Annotated in this window: 18 protein-coding genes; 5 read left to right on the top strand and 13 right to left on the bottom strand. The window is 54.6% G+C overall.

Going from position 1 to position 21,234, the window contains the following annotated elements; all coding sequences use genetic code 11:
* Positions 1-379 precede the first annotated feature (379 nt).
* The 3 genes from argR to yhcN (E3U32_RS01350) all read left to right on the top strand — a co-directional run bounded on the left by argR (position 380) and on the right by yhcN (E3U32_RS01350) (position 1,866).
* Positions 380-850, top strand: a complete 471-nt coding sequence (gene argR / locus E3U32_RS01360) for a transcriptional regulator ArgR (protein ID WP_134347381.1) — start codon at positions 380-382, stop codon at positions 848-850.
* Positions 851-1,225: 375 nt separating this feature from the next.
* A complete protein-coding gene (gene yhcN, locus E3U32_RS01355; RefSeq protein ID WP_134347380.1) occupies positions 1,226-1,489 on the top strand; it encodes a peroxide/acid stress response protein YhcN in 264 nt (87 codons plus the stop codon).
* A 110-nt stretch (positions 1,490-1,599) separates the two neighbouring features.
* Positions 1,600-1,866, top strand: a complete 267-nt coding sequence (yhcN, locus tag E3U32_RS01350) for a peroxide/acid stress response protein YhcN (RefSeq protein ID WP_032659672.1) — start codon at positions 1,600-1,602, stop codon at positions 1,864-1,866.
* Between the two features lie 71 nt (positions 1,867-1,937).
* Here the strand turns inward: yhcN (E3U32_RS01350) and E3U32_RS01345 are convergent, their stop codons facing one another.
* The 5 genes from E3U32_RS01345 to aaeX form a co-directional block, all read right to left on the bottom strand.
* Positions 1,938-2,210, bottom strand: a complete 273-nt coding sequence (locus E3U32_RS01345) for a barstar family protein (protein ID WP_134347379.1) — start codon at positions 2,208-2,210, stop codon at positions 1,938-1,940.
* Between the two features lie 45 nt (positions 2,211-2,255).
* Entirely contained in the window at positions 2,256-3,710 is a 1,455-nt protein-coding gene (locus tag E3U32_RS01340) for an NAD-dependent succinate-semialdehyde dehydrogenase (protein WP_134347378.1), read from the bottom strand.
* A gap of 90 nt (positions 3,711-3,800) precedes the next feature.
* Positions 3,801-5,768: a p-hydroxybenzoic acid efflux pump subunit AaeB gene (gene aaeB / locus E3U32_RS01335; protein ID WP_134347377.1), complete on the bottom strand. Its 1,968-nt coding sequence runs from the start codon at positions 5,766-5,768 to the stop codon at positions 3,801-3,803.
* Positions 5,769-5,773: 5 nt separating this feature from the next.
* Positions 5,774-6,706 (bottom strand): p-hydroxybenzoic acid efflux pump subunit AaeA, encoded by a 933-nt coding sequence (aaeA, locus tag E3U32_RS01330; RefSeq protein ID WP_032659667.1) that lies wholly within the window; start codon positions 6,704-6,706, stop codon positions 5,774-5,776.
* 7 nt (positions 6,707-6,713) lie between these two features.
* Entirely contained in the window at positions 6,714-6,917 is a 204-nt protein-coding gene (gene aaeX / locus E3U32_RS01325) for a p-hydroxybenzoic acid efflux pump operon protein AaeX (RefSeq protein ID WP_003860416.1), read from the bottom strand.
* 179 nt (positions 6,918-7,096) lie between these two features.
* Between aaeX and aaeR the strand changes: the two genes are divergently transcribed.
* Positions 7,097-8,023, top strand: coding sequence for an HTH-type transcriptional activator AaeR (gene aaeR / locus E3U32_RS01320; protein WP_023309395.1), 927 nt, complete (start codon positions 7,097-7,099; stop codon positions 8,021-8,023).
* A gap of 136 nt (positions 8,024-8,159) precedes the next feature.
* Positions 8,160-8,774: a YagU family protein gene (locus tag E3U32_RS01315; RefSeq protein ID WP_134347376.1), complete on the top strand. Its 615-nt coding sequence runs from the start codon at positions 8,160-8,162 to the stop codon at positions 8,772-8,774.
* Between the two features lie 45 nt (positions 8,775-8,819).
* Here the strand turns inward: E3U32_RS01315 and tldD are convergent, their stop codons facing one another.
* The 8 genes from tldD to csrD form a co-directional block, all read right to left on the bottom strand.
* Complete coding sequence (gene tldD, locus E3U32_RS01310) at positions 8,820-10,265, bottom strand: metalloprotease TldD (protein WP_047347665.1); 1,446 nt, start codon at positions 10,263-10,265, stop codon at positions 8,820-8,822.
* Between the two features lie 84 nt (positions 10,266-10,349).
* The gene (gene yhdP, locus E3U32_RS01305; RefSeq protein WP_134347375.1) at positions 10,350-14,150 is read right to left on the bottom strand and encodes an AsmA2 domain-containing protein YhdP; all 3,801 of its coding nucleotides are present in this window, start codon (positions 14,148-14,150) and stop codon (positions 10,350-10,352) included.
* A gap of 42 nt (positions 14,151-14,192) precedes the next feature.
* Positions 14,193-15,662, bottom strand: coding sequence for a ribonuclease G (gene rng / locus E3U32_RS01300; RefSeq protein ID WP_010436156.1), 1,470 nt, complete (start codon positions 15,660-15,662; stop codon positions 14,193-14,195).
* Positions 15,652-16,245, bottom strand: coding sequence for a Maf family protein (locus E3U32_RS01295; RefSeq protein WP_134347374.1), 594 nt, complete (start codon positions 16,243-16,245; stop codon positions 15,652-15,654). Before E3U32_RS01295 ends, rng begins: the two co-directional genes overlap by 11 nt.
* A 9-nt stretch (positions 16,246-16,254) precedes the next feature.
* Positions 16,255-16,743: a rod shape-determining protein MreD gene (mreD, locus tag E3U32_RS01290; protein WP_023309399.1), complete on the bottom strand. Its 489-nt coding sequence runs from the start codon at positions 16,741-16,743 to the stop codon at positions 16,255-16,257.
* On the bottom strand, positions 16,743-17,759 hold the full coding sequence (mreC, locus tag E3U32_RS01285; RefSeq protein ID WP_023309400.1) for a rod shape-determining protein MreC: 1,017 nt from the start codon (positions 17,757-17,759) through the stop codon (positions 16,743-16,745). The genes mreD and mreC overlap by 1 nt, the downstream gene beginning before the upstream one ends.
* Before the next feature lie 61 nt (positions 17,760-17,820).
* Positions 17,821-18,864 (bottom strand): rod shape-determining protein MreB, encoded by a 1,044-nt coding sequence (gene mreB / locus E3U32_RS01280; RefSeq protein WP_000913396.1) that lies wholly within the window; start codon positions 18,862-18,864, stop codon positions 17,821-17,823.
* A 282-nt stretch (positions 18,865-19,146) separates the two neighbouring features.
* A complete protein-coding gene (csrD, locus tag E3U32_RS01275) occupies positions 19,147-21,087 on the bottom strand; it encodes an RNase E specificity factor CsrD (protein WP_134347373.1) in 1,941 nt (646 codons plus the stop codon).
* Between the last annotated feature and the right edge of the window lie 147 nt (positions 21,088-21,234).

The raw sequence follows: 21,234 nt of genomic DNA, 5'->3' as shown, positions 1-21,234 counted from the left end.
GTTAACTTAAGTATCTGTAAATCCGTTGCGGCGACCTTAATTCAGCAAGTAAATAATTACAATTTTCGTAGCTAAAGAATTTGAGGTCACGCGACTTTATCTCTCTTCAGAAGACTATCTGAGGACAGACGGCAACGAATTAAGAGGTGGTTACAATACACCCTGCCCCGTCACCAAAACAACATCATTTTGATAACATTTAATTTACTTTTAAGCTTATTTGCGCGGCGTGACCCAGGCATGTTTTCTGATAACGAAATCTGATAAAATCACTCCCTTTCATAACATTATTTCAGCCTGGCGCTGAGTAGATAATTTGCATAAAAATTCATCCACATGCATAATAATGTTGTTTCTATCGTCATATTCCGGGTGACTTATGCGAAGCTCGTCTAAGCAAGAAGAATTAGTAAAGGCGTTTAAGGCGCTACTCAAAGAAGAGAAATTCAGTTCTCAGGGAGAAATTGTTCAGGCGCTGCAGGAACAAGGCTTCGATAACATCAATCAGTCGAAAGTCTCCCGCATGTTAACCAAATTTGGCGCGGTGCGTACCCGTAACGCCAAAATGGAGATGGTTTATTGCCTGCCTGCAGAACTTGGCGTGCCGACCACCACCAGCCCGCTCAAGAATCTGGTTCTGGATATCGATTACAACGACGCCGTTGTGGTGATCCGCACAAGTCCTGGTGCCGCGCAGCTGATTGCCCGCATGCTGGACTCGGTAGGTAAAACGGAGGGTATCCTCGGGACTATCGCCGGCGATGACACCATCTTTACCATCCCGGCTAGCGGCTTCTCCGTTAAAGATCTCCACGAAGCGATTCTGGGTCTGTTCGAACAGGAACTGTAATCCTCTCTCCCCGCAGCGCCGCTGCGGGGATCATTCTGCTCCCGCATCATTTCCCCTTGTCTTCTACTGCCGATAGCTTTGACAAATAGTGCTTTTTACCACCCATTAACATTCACCTAGTGAATGATAAATCAAAAAATCGCACAAAAAATCAAAAGCCAATATCCATATGATTTAATTAGAGATAACGCCACAAAGCGGACAAAAAACAAACAATATTATGCAATTTGGTTATAAAAAAAAGACTGGTTAACACGTAATAACAACGGAAACCATTAGTCTGGTATTAATTTTTACCGTTATTAGTGTATACTTGATTTTGTGATGAGGGTCACGAAACAAGACCCCACTAAAAAATTCGACGAGGTAAGAATCATGAAAATCAAAACAACTGTAGCGGCGCTGAGCGTCCTGTCTGTTCTGTCATTCGGTGTTTTTGCGGCTGACTCCATCAATGCCGATCAGGCGCAATCCCGTCAGGCAATCGGTACGGTTTCTGTCGGTGCGATCGGCACGTCTCCGATGGACATGCGTGAAATGCTGAACAAAAAAGCGGAAGAACAGGGTGCGTCATCGTATCGCATCATCGAAGCGCGTTCTGGTGACCACTGGCACGCTACCGCTGAGCTGTACAAATAAGTTTTAGTAATAACTGACAACGTAAATCTCCACTCAACGGCACCAGGTATAAAAATAGCGGTTCAACCCTTCTCGCCGTTGAGCAAAAACCCTATTCAGGAGTAAAGACTATGAAAACTAAATTGATCATCGCAACCCTCGGTCTGGCTTCCGTTCTCTCTTTCGGCGCGAGCGCAGCCGTACAGCAAGTGAATGCCGACCAGGCACAAAATCTGCAGCGTATGGGCAGTGTCTCCGTAACGTCTGTCACCGGCTCACCGATGGATATTCGTCACGAACTTGCCGCAAAAGCTGAAAAAGCAGGCGCCAGCAGCTATCGCGTCACCGAACTGAATCAAGGTGACCACTGGCATGCTACGGCTGAACTGTATAAATAAACCCTCGTCGTATCTCATCATACGACTTGCCCCTGGCCTCATGGTCAGGGGCTTTTTTTTTTCATTTTCATTCAATGACGAGCGTTAAAACGCAGCTGCCCTTCCAGTTCTTCTTCCGCTTCATCGAACAGTAGTATCAGTGCGCCAAAACGTCTGCGCAGCTTATCGGGCAAATGGATGAACTCAATCTCCAGCGGTAGCGGCAACAGACTACCGGTTACCACGTCCCACAGCGTGTCCAGATTCGTCACGCTTCCCCGTTCAAGATCAAACACCTGGATAAATTCACGGTAGAAGTCTTCCTGACTGTCGATCTCGTCAAAATCAAAGGTATAGGTTTTCATTGCCAGCCACCCAGTCCAGGCGAGCGGCAGATGCCGCCCTGTCTATTATAATCCCCCGATATGCAGGGTTTTAACTTCCAGATACTCTTCCAGCCCCAGCACGGAGCCCTCACGTCCAAGGCCTGACTCTTTTACGCCGCCAAACGGTCCAAGCTCCGTGGACACGGCGCACTCGTTAATACCAATCATCCCGCTCTCGATTGCCTGTGAAACGCGGAAAACCCGTGAGAGATTCTGGGTGTAGAAATAAGCCGCCAGTCCATAGGGCGTGTTGTTGGCGCGCTGGATAACTTCATCTTCCGAGGTGAAACGGAAGCACGCGGCAACAGGGCCAAACGTCTCTTCTTCTGCCAGCTTCATACCTTCATGGCAGTCACCCAGCACGGTTGGCATCCAGAAATTCCCTCCAAGCGGATGAGGCTTACCGCCCGCCAGTACGGTCGCGCCCCGGGCGACGGCATCGTCAACATGCTCACGCACCTTGTTGACCGCAGCAGGTTCAATCAGCGGCCCGACGACGACTCCGTCTTCAAGGCCATTGCCGACCTTCAGCGCCTTCACCGCATCGGCAAGTTTATTCACAAACTTGTCGTAGACGGTTTCCTGAATATAGAAACGGTTCACGCTGACGCAGACCTGCCCGGCATTACGGAACTTGTTGGCGATCGCCCCCTGAACCGCAGCGTCGATATCCGCATCCTCAAAAACGATATATGGGGCATTTCCCCCCAACTCCATGGAGACTTTCTTCATGGTTTCTGCAGCATTACGCACCAGCGTTTTGCCGACGGAGGTCGAACCGGTAAAGGAAATTTTACGCACCTCCCGGCTTGCCATAATCGCGTCGCTAATCTCATGCGTATTCCCGGCTACGGCGTTAAGTACGCCATCGGGCACACCGGCCTGTTTTGCCAGCGTAAGCAGCGCAAAGGCGCTGAGCGGCGTGTTATTTGCCGGTTTGATTACCCCGGTACACCCTGCTGCCAGCGCCGGGCCTAACTTGCGGGTGAGCATGGCCATCGGGAAGTTCCACGGCGTAATTGCCGCGACCACGCCAATCGGTTCACGGGTCGCCAGAATGCGCGATCCGGGTTTGACAGGTGGAATTATTTCACCGTTAGCGCGCTTGGCCTCTTCGGCAAACCACTGGATAAAGCTGGCAGCGTATTCCACCTCACCTTCCGCTTCTTTCAGGGGCTTGCCCTGCTCGGTAGTCATTAACCGCCCGAGCCAGCTTTTATTCTCAATAATCAGTTCGTACCAGCGGTACAGAATGGCCGAACGTTCTTTCGCGGTTTTAGCACGCCATGCCGGGAAGGCTTTGGTGGCCGCTGCGATAGCATCTTCTGTTTCCGCTTTACCCGCTTTCGCCACTCTGGCGATGACCTCACCGGTAGCGGGGTTCAGCACATCAAACGTCGTGTCCAGCGTTTTCCAGATTCCATTGACCAGATAACCGGTCTGAAAAAGGATGTGGTCCTGTAGCGCCTGAGTCGTCATATGCCCTCCCTTTCTGTAATGTAAAAGACTGCCGAAATAAGTATAGCCACAAAAAAACCGACGCTTTTGGCGTCGGCTTTTTTACTTCAGTCAGTTATCCGTGAGGGCACTCTGGTAGCGATGCAGCATTGATACCAGCCGTCCTACCGGCTCGGTCACCTGCGGCGGTGCTTCCCAGACCTTAAGCTTCTCCTGGTAGATATCCAGCTCTTCAAGCAGTTGCGTAAAGTAACGACGCCGTTTGTCGTCACTTGTCGCGGAAAGCACGTGATCGGCGGTACGACGCAGTTGACGGTGGTAAGCCGACAGATCGTCGTTGACCGGCACAGGCGCGTTACGCAGACGCTGGTGTGCAATGATCATGGTTAACGCCAGCCGGAACTTAGCGATATCCCCCGGGAACTTGTTCAGCAGTAAAAACAGCTGCTGATAGAGCGCGGGTAAGTGGTTCTCTTTACGACGCGCGGTATTGGTTGTCATAGACGACACCGCAGCCGACACAAACTGATTCAATAACACGCGGCCCGTTCTTGCCTGCGAGTTATCCCGTACCAGCAGAATAACCATCATCGCCAGGAAACAGCCCACCAACTGACCTAACGCGCTGTCGAGAAACTGGCTGAAATGGAAGGTCATCGGGTTATCCAGCACAAGAATGTTAATCGTACTCGCCAGCGCCCCCAGCGATCCCAGCCGCCGTTTTTGGACTTCAATGCCGATAAAGAACGCCATCACCGCCAGGCTAATACAGAGCAGCAACATGCTCTGTTGCGTAGACGGAATGATGACCAGGAAATAGAGCGCGCCTATCGGCAATGCGGCAATCGTACCGTACAGAAAATCAATGGCGACCATACGCGGGTTAGGCAGACGCATCGCCAGTGCGGTAACGACGGCAATCATCACCATTGCACCGCTGCCGGACGTCCAGCCGGTCCACAGCCAGAACAGCGTGCCGAGCATGCAGGCAAGCGTTGTACGCCAGAAGTTAACCATCGCATGATGACGCTCGGCAGATTCCGCCTTGATCACCACTTCCCCCTGAAGCACCTCTTCTTCCGCCGCGCTGATTTTGGTGTTACCGATCGCGCCACGTTTCAGCAACAGGTAGCGCGTCGCAGCGCCGACCCAGGTGTAGATCGTCACGGGCGTGTCGCGTTCCCCCGTCCAGGCGATGACCCTACGCATGCGCTTAAGCTGCTTGTGCACGTCCTGCACCGTTTCCACCGGCTCGGCAAACAGTTCGCGGAACGTATCGGTCACCACTTCCGGGCGCGTGTTCTGGATAAGATAGGTTTCGCACGCCTGGGTGATGAGCGTCAGAGAGACGGTATTGAGCGCTTTAAGGCGACGGTTAGCGCGGGCCCAGCGCGAAGATTCCATATTAAGATTGCTGCGCATCCCTTCCAGGGCCTGCGTACGACGAACCAGCCCGCTCCAGGCTTTATCCACTTCTTCGCTGTCGCCATGCTTAATGCACAGCTGCATCAGCTGGTACTGGGCAACGATCAGCGCGTCGAGTTCACGGTCAACTTCCTGCTTGATGGAGCGCGGGGAGAAAAGCAGGTCAGCGACAATGGCGCAGACGATACCAATCACAATCTCACTGCAGCGTTCAACCGCAAACTGCGGGGCGAGCAGCGGCTCGGATTGAATGGTGATTACAATAATCAGTGCGGTATAGCCCGCCAGGCCCCAGGCGTAGGAGTTCTCCACTTTCACCAAAGAGGAGATCCAGGTGCAAAAACCCGCCCAGATACAGCAAACCATCAGCATCAACAGCGGCGTGCGGATCATCAGGATAATAATGGTGAGCGCCGCGAAACAGCCGATGAACGTCCCGATGATACGCAGCATTCCGCGGTAGCGGATGGCGCCTGAATAGGGCTCCCCACCCGCGGCGAAGGCAGGACCCGCCGCGACAATCGCAGCCGTCAGCACCGCCCAGCGAGGGGTTTCAAGCTGGAAGTGAAAGCCAACAAACAGCGCCAGCACAATGGCACACGCCAGCTTCACGGCGAAGCGAATGTGCTGGCTGGCGATGGAAAAGATCCCCATAGCGATTAACCAAACTCGCGCAGGCGATGGGCTATTTTACGGAAGAAAGAGTCCTGGCTGGCATCCCTGTCTTTTTCACCGGTTATCACCACCGTTGCAGTCGTACCCGCAGGCCACAGATTTCCCTGCTGCTCGTCAAGGTGGATACGCACCGGCACACGCTGGGCCAGACGCACCCATTCCAGGTTGGAATCCACCGTCGCCATCCCTTTGGCATCGTTAGAACTGCTGGAGTTGGTCACCCCCGCGGCGACGCTGTCGACGGTGCCTTTAAAGACGCGGTTGCTGCCGAGCGGCGTAATTTCCGCCCGGAAACCTGGGCGCACGCCTTCCAGCTTGGTCTCTTCCATATAGGCGAGCACGTAGAAGGAGTTCTGTTTAACCAGCGCCACGGCGGTTGAGCCGCGGGTGATAAATTCCCCGGCATAGACATTAAGGTTAGTGACCCAGCCATCGGACGGCGCGCGGATCACGGTGCGCTCGAGATCGAGCTTCGCCAGGTCGCGCGTCGCTTGCGCTTTCGCCAGCTGGTGCAGCACGGTTTGCAGCACGTTGTTGGACTGGTCAATCTCTTCACGGGACATTGCCTGAACGCCCAGCTGGTTACGGCGGCCTGCCTCACGGCGTTTCTCCGCAGCCAGCGCCTGGTAATAGGCCACGTCCGCTTCCGCTTCTTCCAGCGCTTTCTGGTAACGAGGCTGGTCAATGGTGAACAGGACCTGATCTTTTTTCACCAGCTGGTTATCGTGAACGTTAACCGCCGTGATAAGACCAGCCACGTCGGGGGCGATTGCCACTACATCGGCGCTGAAGCGCGCATCACGCGTCCACGGCGATTCGGTGTAATAGACCCAGGCGCGGAAAATAGCGATGAAGGCGAGGATAACCAGCGCCATCGTGATGGCAGTGCGGGAGATTTTTCTTGTTAGCGTTTTCACATCAACCTCAGACAAACATGCGCGATATCAGGTAAAACAGGCAGCAATACAGCGCGGTATTGAACAATGCAGGGTGCCAGACGAAATCGTAGATCCCGGTAGGGACCAGCACCTTGCGCACCAGCCAGAAGATCGCCAGTGATAAAAGAAGCTCGAAAAATATCGGTGGGAACGACAGACCGAACACCACGATAACGGGAAACAGACTCATGTTGACCTTGATAAGAGAGAGTGCAGGCTTCAGAATTTTTAAGCGCACGCCACCGCAGGAGAGCAAGAAACGTCGGGCGAGAATGGCGCAGCCGTTATGTAATTAATAATATATTAACGTAACTGTTATGCTGTTATCTATAATATGTGATCTAAATCACTTTTAAGCCAGAGTGAACAATGGAACGTTTAAAACGCATGTCGGTCTTCGCCAAAGTGGTGGAACTGGGCTCTTTCACCGCGGCTGCACGCCAGCTTCAGATGAGTGTCTCATCCATTAGCCAGACGGTGTCCAAACTGGAGGATGAGCTTCAGGTTAAGCTGCTCAACCGCAGTACCCGCAGCATTGGGTTAACCGAAGCGGGTAAAATTTACTATCAGGGCTGTCGCCGCATGCTGCTTGAAGTGCAGGATGTTCACGAACAGCTCTATGCCTTCAACAACACCCCCATCGGCACGCTGCGCATCGGGTGTTCTTCAACTATGGCACAAAATGTTCTCGCTGCCATGACCGCGGATATGCTGAAAGAGTACCCCGGGCTTACCGTCAATCTGGTGACGGGCATCCCGGCGCCGGATCTGATTGCCGACGGGCTGGACGTGGTGATCCGCGTCGGCGCGCTGCAGGATTCCAGTCTGTTCTCGCGTCGGCTGGGGAGCATGCCGATGGTCGTCTGCGCCTCGAAGAGCTATCTGGCGCAGTACGGTGTTCCGGAGAAACCCGCCGACCTCACCAACCATTCGTGGCTGGAGTACAGCGTGCGGCCCGACAATGAATTTGAGCTGATCGCCCCGGAAGGGATCTCCACCAGACTGCTGCCGGAAGGACGGTTTGTCACCAACGATCCCATGACCATTTCACGCTGGCTGGTGGCCGGCGCCGGGATCGCCTACGTGCCGTTGATGTGGGTGATCAACGAGATCAACAGCGGCGTACTGGAGATCCTGTTCCCTCGCTATCAATCCGATCCGCGTCCGGTGTACGCCCTGTATACCGAGAAAGACAAGCTGCCGCTTAAAGTACAGGTGTGTATTAATTATCTGACCGAGTATTTTGTGGACGTAGCGGAGTTATTTCAGGGGATGCGGGGAAGAAGGAAAGAATAGCTAATTGGCGCTAATTGACACTACAGCCACTAGCCCTTTACTTTATAAACAGTCTGATATTCAGACTGTTATTGATTTGTTGCTGATTTGAATAACAAAATGTATTCCGCAGGATGACGTTAAACAAGGAAAAGAAATGAATATATTTGAACAAACACCGCCTTCGCGCAGGCGCTATGGACTCGCCGCGTTCATCGGTTTAATTGCAGGGATTGTCTCCGCTTTTGTCAAATGGGGCGCTGAGGTGCCGCTCCCGCCCCGAAGCCCCACCGATTTATTCACCGCCGCGTGCGGGCCCGAACAATTAATAAGAGCCGCAAGTCAGATTGATTGCTCCCGTAATTTTCTAAACCCTCCCTATGTATTTTTACGCGACTGGCTGGGCGTCGTCGATCCTAACGCGGCGGTTTATACCTTTGCCGGACATATATTTAACTGGGTTGGCGTAACACATATTATTTTCTCAATCGTGTTCGCTGTAGGGTATTGTGTAGTTGCTGAAGTCTTTCCGAAAATTAAACTCTGGCAGGGTTTGCTGGCGGGTGCGTTAGCTCAGCTTTTTGTTCATATGATCTCCTTCCCGCTGATGGGGCTGACGCCACCGCTGTTCGAACTTCCCTGGTATGAACACGTGTCAGAGATCGTGGGTCATCTGATCTGGTTCTGGTCGATCGAAATCATTCGCCGCGACTTACGCAACCGCATCACGCACGAGCCGGATCCGGAGATACCGCTGGGTCACTTACGTTAAAAAAAAGGCGCTACTCAGTAGCGCCTTTTTTTATGTGAACGCAGGTCAGGCCGTGCCGCCCACCGTCAGGTTGTCCACTTTCAGCGTTGGCTGACCCACGCCAACCGGCAGGCTCTGGCCTTCTTTACCGCAGACGCCCACGCCGTTATCCAGCTTGAGATCGTTACCAACCATGGAGATCTGCTGCATGGCTTCAATACCGGAGCCAATCAGCGTCGCGCCTTTCACCGCTTTGGTCACTTTGCCTTTCTCGATGAGATACGCTTCTGACGTGGAGAAGACGAATTTACCGGAGGTGATATCCACCTGACCGCCGCCAAAGTTTGGCGCAAAGATACCGTAATCAACGGATTCGATAATCTCCTGCGGCGTGGATTTGCCCGGCAGCATATAGGTGTTGGTCATGCGCGGCATTGGCAGGTGCGCATAGGATTCACGACGACCGTTACCCGTTGGCGCTACGCCCATCAGGCGCGCGTTGAGTTTGTCCTGCATATAGCCTTTCAGCACGCCGTTTTCAATCAACACATTGTACTGACCTGGCGTACCTTCGTCGTCGATAGCCACCGAGCCACGGCGATCGCGCATGGTGCCGTCATCCACAACTGTGCACAGTTCAGAGGAGACGAGTTGCCCGATCTGACCGCTGAATACGGACGTACCGCGACGGTTAAAATCGCCTTCCAGACCGTGTCCTACCGCTTCGTGCAACAGCACGCCCGGCCAGCCGGCACCCAGCACCACCGGGAATGACCCCGCCGGTGCCGCGACAGCATTAAGATTCACCAGCGCCATGCGCACGGCTTCTTTTGCCCACGCGTCAGCGCGCGCTTCACCGTCAACATCCCCCAGGAACCAGTCGTAGCCGAAACGACCGCCACCGCCGCTTGAGCCGCGCTCGCGTTTACCGTCGTCATCGACCTGCACGCTGATGGAAAGACGTACCAGCGGACGAACATCTGCCGCCAGAGTGCCGTCAGTGGCCGCAACCAGAATCAATTCATAGACACCGCTCAGGCTGGCTGAGACTTCCTGCACACGTTTATCGGCAGCACGCGCCACTTTGTCTACGCGGCGCAGGATATCCAGCTTCTCTTCACGGCTCATGCTCTGCAGCGGATCGATGCTGGTATAAAGTGCAGAATGCGACACTTCACCCAGGGTTTTCACACGACCATCGCCGGTATCACGCACAATGGTACGCGCGGCCTGCGCGCTCTGCTCAAGTGCAGCCAGGCTAATCTGATCGGCATAGGCAAAACCGGTTTTCTCGCCGCTGACGGCGCGAACGCCGACGCCCTGGTCGATGTTATAAGAGCCATCTTTGATGATGCTGTCTTCTAAAACCCAGGATTCGTGATAGCTCGACTGGAAATAGAGATCGCCGTAGTCGAGACGGCGTTCGGTCAGTTGACCAAGAATGGAGAACAGGTCCTGATGGCTCAGGCCGTTCGCTGCGAGCAAATGTTCACTTACCAGGTTCAGACTCATCGTATTGCTACTCGTTCGTTGCCGCCCGTGGCGGTATAAAGATCGTATTTATTGAGAGTGAGGCAATTACCTGCCCACGTCAAATCATTGCTGTGCATCTTTGCGCGGCTGGCGCAGCACCTCGTTAATCTGCGGTTTATCCACCGGACCGGTGATGCGGTAGCGCAGAATGGAGACCTTGCTCCAGAGCGGCCCCAGCACTTTACTGGCGGCAAACACCGCCGCACCGACAATCGGGTTCACCACAAAGGCCGCCGCCACGCCTACGCTTGCGGAAATTTCCGGTGCCACGACGGCTTCCATATCCAGTTCACGGCGCACGAGGTTGACTGAGCCTTTCATGGCGATATCCGCTTCCAGGCCGTCCACCAGCGTATCGTCCGTATGCATAACGCCGTCCTTGATCCACGCCGTACTGCGGATGGAATCGTAGTAGAAACCTTCGCTAAAAGTATCGCTGAAATCGAAGCGCAGCTTACGCAGCAGCGCATCAAAACTCAGCAGGCGCAGGATCTGCCCGGCGCGCCCCGTGCTCACGTCGGCGATTTCACCTTTGCCGAAGCGGGTTTTCAGAATGCCGTTCAGCGAGGCCTCATCCGGCTTCCACGGCGCATCACGCCAGTGAAGATCGTAATCGACGTCAAATGACGAACCACGCAGCGGCGTGGTGATACCAAAGAAATTGGCTGCCGCATCCAGCTTGTTGCCTTTAATGTCACCTTTCAGGGACGTACGCTGCTCGCCCGGGTTATTCACCCATTCCCCTGCGGCCGTCATGCGGCCAAAACCGGTATCGACCAGCCCGCCGGTGAGCGTAAGCGAGTTTCCATGAATGGCGAAATCACCGTCGATACGGCCATATTTTTGCCCCCACAGCCAGCACTCTGCACAGCGCAGCTGGAGATCGGGCCAGCCGCTAAAATCGACGCGGGATGTCTTACTCAACGGCGACGTCTCTGCCGGCTGGTCTTTCCCGCTCGCGCTTGCCGGGTTGTAATAGAGATAGCGGATCGCCGCCTGCCACGGTGCATTATTGCGCATAGTCAGCGTGCCGTTAATCTCTCGACCCTGGGCCTCCACCTTCGAGCCGTTAGCGGTGGGCTGTGAGACAATACTTAGGTTGTTCCACTGCTGCCCGCCCAGCATCAGCGACGGCGTGCGTACGGTAATGGCTTGTGGGAACTGAGCGGTTTGATCGACGTTTTGCCCTACGCCTTTCTGGAACAGCGCCAGCCACTCTGCACCGTCCATCGGCGGGAGATTAAGCTCAATGCCTGCCTGCTCCGGCAGCGGCGGCGTGGAACGGCTATCCGTTGTCCAGATAGCTTTATCGAGGGTGAGCTTGCTGTTGAGCAGCCAGCGGCTGTTGAAATGGTTTGTCCCACCCGCGCTTCCGGTAAGCTCGAAGCTGTTCAGGTTACCATCGACGTTTAGCTTCACCGGCAGCGGCTGTCCGGACTGTTTATCCAGCGGTGCAGGCAGCTGGCTATGAAGGTTTTTCAGATCGCCCGTGATGTCGACCTGATAATGTGCCCCCGCGTGATAAGGCAGCTCAATGGCGACTTTGCCCTGCCAGGCTACCGCGCCGTTCACGGATGCCTCAATGGGCTTCGGCAGAACATCCATACGCGATGGCTGCCAGTTACCGTCCAGATTGACGGCCACCTGATAAGCCTTTTCACCCTCGGTGGTCGTGAAGTCGATATTCACGGGCTGATTAAACCAGCTGGCGGTCAGCGGCTCGCTCTTCAGGTTACCGTTCTCAAAGCTGAACTGCCCGCTGAGATTTTTGAGTGTGCTTTCAAGGGGTTTGATGTACAAACTGTTGTTCTTCAGGCGGACGTCGCCTTTGGCGGTGGTCATTTCACCGTCCAGCGGGATATCAAGATGTAAGCGAGCATTCACATCGCCATCAAGCTGCAGCTGCTGGAGCGTCGCCGCCAGCGACTCTTTCAGCGGCGTCTCCTCGAAGTAAGGTCCCACCGCTTTGCCCGGTCCGTTAATGTCGGCATCAATGAGCAGTTTCTCTTTTGAATAATCCGGGATGTTTGCCGTCAGGTTGCTGGCCGTCACGCCGCCCAGCGCAACGCTGTCTGACTTCATCCATAATCCGTCATTGAGAAAGTTAAGCTCGATGTCCAGGTTTTTCAGCGCGGGCCAGCCTGGCTGGAACGCGAAGGTCGCGTTGTGTAACGGCACCAGCACCTGGAACTGACCTTCATTATGCTTGTACGGGAACAGATGCGGATTACCGCCGTAGACCAGCGTGGCACTATCGGCCTGACCGCCCTGAATCGCACCGCTCAGATAGTCCACCAGCGCTTTACCCATCAGGTTTTCCGGGAAATAGCGCCAGGCCTGAGAACCGTCACTGGTACTGATGCCGGCCAGAATACCCAGCCACGGCTCTTCACCTTCTGGCTGCAGATACCGGAAATCGCCACGCGCATGTACCGCTTTGGCTTTTACGTCGATATGGCGGCCATCAAGCTGGAAACCTTTATCGTTACGGAGCCAGTTAAGCACCGCGCTGCCCTGTTCAATTTCCAGCGGCGCGCGGAAGACCGTCTCGTAAGGCATTCTGGCGTCGTGCATATCAACCGTCAGCCTGCCGTTCTCCACGCTGCCTTCCAGCTTGCCGCTAAAGTGCTCCGCCCCCGGCAGCAACTTCCACTGCTTCCAGGCAAGATTTTTCCATTTTGCCTGGAAACGGGTTTTTTCTGTCGCCTGTAGCGGGATATCCAGCGCCAGGGCGTCTATATTCCCGCTCGGCTGCGTGGCCAGCCAGATCTCCCCCAGGTCCGGAGAGAGCTTTGCTGCCATTGAGCGCAGCCCTTCAATGGCGGCCAAATCCAGGTTACTGGCACGGATGCGCAGCTCGTCGCTGCGTTTGCTGGCCGCACCGCCAACGTCCTGCTCCGGCATCCAGGCCAGCGTCAGCGCACCGCGCGGCCATGGCTTACCGTCCATGGTGATGCGCGTATCCGGAATGGCAAACTGCCAGCCCTCTTTCTCCTGCGTCACGTGCGCAGTGAGGTTATCAACGGAAAGCTGATGCTGCTGTTTTTCGCCTTTCCAGCTTGCGCCCCCCTGCTTGAGCCAGATATCACCGCTGGCAAATTCACCTTTCGTCAGGGTCAGCCAGCCTTCAAGGCTGAAACGGGCCGTTTCCAGCTGCATATTTTGCTGGAGCCAGTCGCCCAGCCACGGCTTCACATCCACATCGTCGGCCTGTAGCCAGACTTTACCGTTGTTTAACAGGCCGTCATCGTCTCGCAGATCCATGCGCACCTGCATCACGCCGTGCTGGCCGTTCAGGCTTGAGAGACTGACCAGCCCCTCGGCGCGGTGTCGATCTTTGCCATTGAGCCAGGTTAGCTGGGGGATCGCGAGTTCGGCGCGCTGGCCAGAAAGAGTAATAAAGCTCACTTCGCTGTCGCGCAGATCGAAATGATCGAACTGGCGGAGGAAGAGATCGCTGAAGCGGTTGGCTTCAAGACCCTGACTGCTATCGCCACCAGACAGCGGCGTATTGGTCAGAAACTGGAGTTGATAAAAGGTGAGATCGCGAAACTGCCAGCGCAGATGCAGCAGGCTTTGCCAGACGTCCAGCGCCAGGGTCACACGTTTAATTTTGAGGTAGCCGCCATCTTTCAGGCTGGCGTTGATATCCCGGACATCAAGTGTCGGGCCAAAATTCTGCCAGTTAGCGCTGAGCTGGCTTACGTTCACCGGCACGCCGGTGGTGGACTCGATTTTTGCCAGAAGCTGCGGACGCCAGCTATCCAGATGCGGTAAAACGAGGCGTAGCCCGCTCACGAGCAACGCGACAATCACGACCAGCGTTGCCCCTGTAAGCAATAAAATCCCCGGCAATCGCCTCACGCATCTCTCCTTGTCAGCTTTCGTCACGCAGCGTACTGCGTCTTACATCATCACGACGTCGAACTGCTCCTGGTTATAGAGCGGTTCAATTTGTACTTTTACCTGTTTGCCGACAAAGATTTCCACTTCCGCCAGCGCGTGTGATTCTTCGCCTTTCAGCGCTTCAGCCACCGCAGGGGAAGCATAGACCAGAAAACGATCGGAGTCGTAGGCATGATGAACACGGACGATTTCACGCATAATTTCGTAGCAGACGGTCTCAACCGTCTTTACCGTTCCGCGTCCATGGCAGGTTGGGCATTCATTACACAGCACATGCTCAACGCTTTCACGGGTACGCTTGCGCGTCATTTCCACCAGCCCCAACTGTGAGAAACCGTTGATGCTGGTTTTCACGCGATCTTTACTCAGCGCCTGCTCAAGCGAGTGCAGCACGCGGCGACGATGGTCTTCATTACTCATATCGATAAAGTCGATGATGATAATGCCGCCCAGGTTGCGCAGACGAAGCTGGCGCGCAATCGCCTGTGTCGCTTCAATGTTGGTATTGAAGATGGTGTCATCCAGGTTGCGATGGCCGACAAACGCGCCGGTGTTGATATCGACGGTGGTCATCGCTTCGGTCTGATCGATGATCAGATAGCCGCCGGATTTCAGCTCTACCTTACGCTCCAGCGCACGCTGGATCTCATTTTCGACATCGTAGAGATCGAAGATCGGCTGACGCCCTGAGTAATGCTCCAGCAGGCCGGGCATCTCGGGGATATATTCGGCGGTAAACTCCAGCAGGGCTTCATAGGTCAGGCGAGAGTCCACGCGAATGCGGTCGAGCTGCGCATCGGCAAAGTCACGCAGAACACGTTGAGCAAGGGCCAGCTCACCATAGAGCTGGTAGCGAGTCTGGTTGCGTTTTTTACGCTCCATCACTTTGGTCCAGACGCGCTTCAGGTAAGCCGCATCAGACGCCAGGTCTTCTTCGCTGATCCCTTCCGCGGCGGTACGGATGATAAACCCGCCCTGTTCATCGCAGTAGGCACTGACCACTTTCTTCAGACGTTCGCGCTCAGTTTCGCTCTCAATACGCTGCGAAACGCCCACGTGCGACGCCCCGGGCATAAAGACCAGGTAGCGGGAAGGTAAGGTAATGTCGGTGGTCAGACGGGCGCCTTTGGTGCCGAGGGGATCTTTCACCACCTGCACCATCAGATCCTGTCCCTGACGCACCAGTTCAGAAATATCGCGCACGGCAAACTGCTTTTGCTCTTCGCCCGCAACGCACTCGGTGTGCGGCATGATATCGGAGGCATGTAAAAATGCCGCCTTATCCAGTCCAATATCTACAAAAGCCGCCTGCATACCCGGTAGTACACGACTGACACGACCTTTGTAGATATTGCCTACTATTCCGCGCCGCGCTTCACGCTCAATATGAATTTCCTGAAGAATGCCACCATCAATATAGGCCACACGGGTTTCCGATGGCGTTACGTTTACCAACAATTCAGCCGTCATAATTATCCCTTCCCTCACGCAGTGAGTTAAAATTGCTCAGCAACTCATACGTTTCCACCAGCGGTAAGCCGACTACGGCGTGATAGCTGCCATGAATCTTCCTGACAAAACAGCCACCCAGCCCCTGAATACCGTATGCACCTGCTTTATCCATCGGTTCACCGCTGGCAATATAAGCGGCGATTTCGTCGTCGGTAAGAACTCTGAATGTCACGTCCGTCACCACCAGGCAATCCAGCACGTGCTGGCTGTCAGCCAGCGCGACGGCCGTCATCACCTGATGCGTTTGTCCGGACATTTTGCGCAGCATACGCGCCGCATGATCGGCGTCGCGCGGTTTCTCAAGCACTTCACCGTTAAGAATAACGATGGTATCTGCCCCCAGCACGGGGAGATCGCGTGGCACACTGGCTACGCCGGCCTGCGCTTTCTCGCGCGCCAGGCGAGACACGTACTGTTGAGCACTTTCGCCCTCAGCACGTTTTTCTTCAATGCCGGTCACGATGCGTTCAAAAGAGACTCCTAGCTGCGTCAGGAGTTCCTGACGGCGCGGGGAGCCGGAAGCGAGATACAAAGACGTCATAGAAACCTTTTATTGCACAGCAAACTGCTGGCGAACCTTACGCATCAGCAGGAACAGCCATGGCCAGAGCACACCGTTTACTACACTACTCCAGAACACTTCCGGTCGGAAAGAGACGTTGATCACTAAAAACTCTGCCCAGAAAACAACGATATCCGCCGCGAGCGACAATAGCATCACGACCAGGGCCTGTTGCCAGAGCGCAAGGTTACGAAAGAGCTGGAATTTGAGTGCGACGAGGTACGCAATAATGCTCATGGACAAGGCACGCACGCCAAGCGTAGAGCCGCTAATGAGATCCAGTATGGCACCCATCACAAAACCTGTGCCGACATTTACGCGATGCGGCAGGGCGAGGATCCAGTAGAGCAAAATGAGCAATACCCAGTTTGGCCGGAAAACGAGAATGTCATCCGGCCAGGGCATCACTTGCAGTAACAGTGCAATGAGAAACGAGAGCCAGATGACCCAGCGTCCCTGGCTACGATAGCTTGCCACTACTGCCCTCCCGAAGAGAGTTTAGGCGGTGGCGGCGCATCCGGCAGCGGCTGCGTTAACCCGGTTGCCGGCGCCGGGACTGGCGCAGGCGGTCCCATGGAATCCGCAGGCGGGAGAACCTGTGGCATCATCTGCATCAGGCGTTCATTCGCCACACGATGCACCTCTTCAGGCGTCATCGGGTTAGCACCATTGCGATCGGCGCCCCACAGCAGCAGCAAATAGCGCAGACGCTGTAAACCTGCGGTTGGACGCGCCTGAATCACGGTATAGGCACGCTGAGTATCCAGCTTCACTGACGAGACTACCGCAACCGGATAGCCTTCAGGGAAGCGTCCGCCCAGACCGGACGTCACCAGGACGTCACCCACGCGGATATCCGTGTTAGCAGGCAGGTGTTCCAGCTGCAGATCGTCCGTACAGCCATTACCGGCCGCAATCACGCGAATGTCGTTACGCAGAACCTGGATCGGCAGCGCATGTGTGGCATCGCAAATCAGCAGCACGCGGCTGGTCAGTTTGGCCACGGCAACAACCTGGCCCACAACGCCTTTATCACTGATTACAGGCTGACCTTCATACACACCGTTCACGCTCCCTTTGTCGATCACAACCTGATCGCTGTAAGGGTCGTTCACGGTGGAGATCACCTGCGTCACCATTTTCTGCTCATCCTGACGCAGCGGCGAGCCCAGCAGCTCACGCAGACGCGCGTTTTCCTGCTTATATTGCCCCAGCATCAACAGTTCGCTGTTTTTCAGCAGCAGTTCCTGACGTAATGCCCGGTTTTCGAGTTCGAGTTGGTCACGCGAAGACAGCGTTTGAGAAACGGAGTCGAGCAGTTCACGGGGACCATTTGATACAAAGTAGAAAGGACTGACGGCGGTATCCATGTACGTTCTTATCTGGCTGAACGTACCGAGGCGGCTATCGGCAATAATGACCCCAAGCGCAACCAGAACCGCCAGAATGAGGCGAAACTGTAGCGATGGGCCACGGCTAAAAATTGGCTTCATAGGCTATGCGTATTCTCGCGTCAGAGAGAAAGGGTAGCGATGCGCTACCCTTTCACAATGACTACTCTTCGCTGAACAAGTCGCCGCCGTGCATGTCGATCATTTCCAGCGCCTTGCCACCACCACGGGCGACGCAAGTCAGTGGATCTTCTGCAACTACGACAGGAATACCTGTCTCTTCCATTAACAGGCGGTCGAGGTTACGCAGCAGCGCACCACCACCGGTCAGAACCATACCGCGCTCGGAGATATCAGACGCCAGCTCTGGTGGGCACTGTTCCAGCGCAACCATTACCGCGCTCACGATGCCAGTCAGTGGTTCCTGCAGTGCTTCCAGAATTTCGTTGGAGTTCAGGGTAAAACCACGTGGAACACCTTCAGCCAGGTTACGGCCACGTACTTCGATTTCACGCACTTCATCGCCCGGATAAGCAGAGCCGATTTCGTGTTTGATACGCTCTGCGGTGGCTTCACCGATCAGAGAGCCGTAGTTACGGCGCACATAATTAATGATGGCTTCATCGAAACGGTCACCACCGATACGCACGGAAGAGGAGTACACCACGCCGTTCAGAGAGATAACGGCCACTTCAGTGGTACCACCACCGATATCCACCACCATAGAACCGGTAGCTTCAGAAACAGGCAGACCTGCACCGATTGCCGCAGCCATTGGCTCTTCAATCAGGAACACTTCACGTGCACCTGCACCCTGGGCAGATTCACGGATAGCGCGACGTTCAACCTGGGTTGCGCCAACCGGCACACACACCAGAACACGCGGGCTTGGACGCATGAAGCTGTTGCTGTGAACCTGCTTGATGAAGTGCTGAAGCATTTTTTCAGTCACGAAGAAGTCAGCGATAACGCCGTCTTTCATTGGGCGAATGGCGGCGATGTTGCCAGGGGTACGACCCAGCATCTGCTTCGCGTCATGACCCACTGCGGCCACGCTTTTCGGCGAGCCCGCACGATCCTGACGAATGGCCACAACTGAAGGCTCATTCAATACGATGCCTTGTCCTTTTACATAAATAAGGGTATTCGCGGTACCCAGGTCAATGGACAGGTCATTGGAAAACATGCCACGAAATTTTTTCAACATACTAAGGGATAATCCTGAAAGCTGGGGCGGAAAACAAAATCCGCTTACTTTACCAACCACACGCAGCAGCGACAAGGCGCAAAAATCATCTGCAACGGTGAAAATTTGTGCAGTACGTTTCCTGATGTTACAAATTCATTCCCCGACTCCCTCAGGGCTGAGTAAACAGTAGCGCTCCCCACTGACATTTGTAACCCGTTAAAGGTCGTTCACTGGCTTTTTGCTCGACATACTCAAAGCTACAGGCGCGATATTCTACGTGAAAACAGCGTAAACGGCAGGTCAAACAGAGTATCTTTGCAAATATTTTTTCACGTTGGTGTCAAGCGGTTGAGAGGCAGCAAAAAAATCTCCCTGACCACCCATTACACCGCGCTCTTTTAACATCTGCCATTCGCTTCTGGAGCGCACGCCCGTAGCAAATACTTGTGTCCGCGTTCCTTTGCATGCTTCTACCAGACTCTGTACCAGCAGCTGGTTTTCCGTACGCTTCTCAATATTCCTTACCAGCCCTGGATGTAGCTTTAATAACTCCACATCCAGTTCCTTAATCCAGTTGGTACTGACCAGCGTTAAACCTGCCTGCGTCACCGCTACACGCGCGCCAAGTGCATTGATCAAACGTACCACCGGACGTAACCGGCTGATGTGTTGACCTACATCCGCCTCAGCAAGTTCAAAAATAATGTGTTTGCGTTGCGATTTTTCGCATTGCATTAATATATCACGCAGCCAGCGCTGAAAACGTGGGCGTATTAACGACTCCACGGTAACCTGTAACGCCAGGTTTTCTTCAGGCCAGAAGGATAAAAATGGAATCAACCGGGTTATTTGCTGGCGGTCATACTCTTCGGACAGCCCAAATTGCAGCACCATCGGCAGATATTCCGCAGAGATAACCTCTTCCGTACCGTCAAAAATACGACACATCAATTCACGGTGGTGGACGTTGCCATTTTTCATGACCGCAGGTTTTTGATAAATGCGAGGCCCGCCGCGGCTAAGCATTTGCTCAATCAGCGTTCGCCAGCGCACGTTGCCGCGCCCTTTTTCCGGTAGCGAGTCATCATAAACCGCCCATCCGTTCGCCCCCTGCAGTACGGCGTTGCGGGTGGCGGCTTCGGCATGTTCCATCACCTGTTCTGCCGACTGCCCGCCACGCCAGGCGCAGATCCCCATGTGCACCATATCGTCCCTGTCGAGCATTTTACTTTGCGGCAGCGCATCCACCGCCTTCAGCAGCTGACTGGCGATGCTTTCCGACTCCTTCAGCGTGCGATGAGGCAACAATACGGCAAAGTCGCTGCGGTGATAGCGGGCCAGCAACGCGCCCGGGTAGCGCATAATAAAGGTGGAGAGCAGGTTAATCAGCGTAAAGAGATTTTCTTCTGCGACCCGCAGTCCCCAGGTGTCGCGCAGAAGATCGAAATCGGGCAGGCGAATCATCATCACCACCCCGTGCGTTCCCACCTTTTCCGAATCGTCGAGCAGCGTGGCGAGCTGATTATCAAAGAAAAGGCGGTTGTTCAGGCCGGTTTTATTATCCTGCGCGGCATAAGAGCGGATCAGCGTATCCATACGGCTTCGCTGGTCGCTGGCAAACTGGATTTCGGAGAGCAGGGTATCCAGCGCGCTGCTGGCGCGCGACGGCCACTCGTGGACTGAGCCTCGTACCTGCGGGCCGCGTTCGCCGTTAAGGATCCGCACAGAGCGCATCTCCAGCAGCTCCTGGCCCGAGAGCTGGCGCCGCAGCCAGCGGACCGCGAGAAAGATCAGCAGGACAATAAACGCCACAGCGACGGTAAGTGGCGCGGTGGTCATCATGGAACGGAAGTAGCTGGCCATCGGATCGAGGTAGACCATGTGTATGGTCATGCCCGGATTTTTGAGTGAATGAACCGTCACTTCCCGGTACTGGCTCACCACGCCCGCAGGACGATAACTTCCCTGACGTTCATGGCTTAAAACACGATGCTTTCCCTGCTGAATGTCGATCTGAACAATATCAACAGGTACCATCAACTCATCGAGCTCACGGGACAGCGCCGGTAGCGGCGTCGTCAGCAGACGCGTATCAATCACCGATGCAACAGACTGTACCCGGTTGACCAGCTTGTCCTGAATGGCGTTGTAAAAGCTCAGAGAGCAGCCCAGAAGCGTGACAAAAATTGTCAGCCCCGTCAGCAAGGTGATAAAAGCTGAGAACTTCGTCGTTAATCGCATCCTTGAGATAACTCCGTGGGTTGATGGGGTAGCGAGTAAGCGCTAACTTGCATTTCAAATGCGGCATACTACCAAATCGGGTGTATCTGGCAATTTATTGCGTTAAATCGGCACTGCGTTTCCCTGAGCGAGTATAGTCTTCAGAAA

The sequence above is a fragment of the Lelliottia nimipressuralis genome, assembly GCF_004402045.1.
In the GTDB taxonomy this organism is placed as follows: Bacteria; Pseudomonadota; Gammaproteobacteria; order Enterobacterales; family Enterobacteriaceae; genus Enterobacter; species Enterobacter chinensis.
Note: the sequence above shows the minus strand (reverse complement) of the source record. Positions and strands in the feature narration are given on the sequence as shown.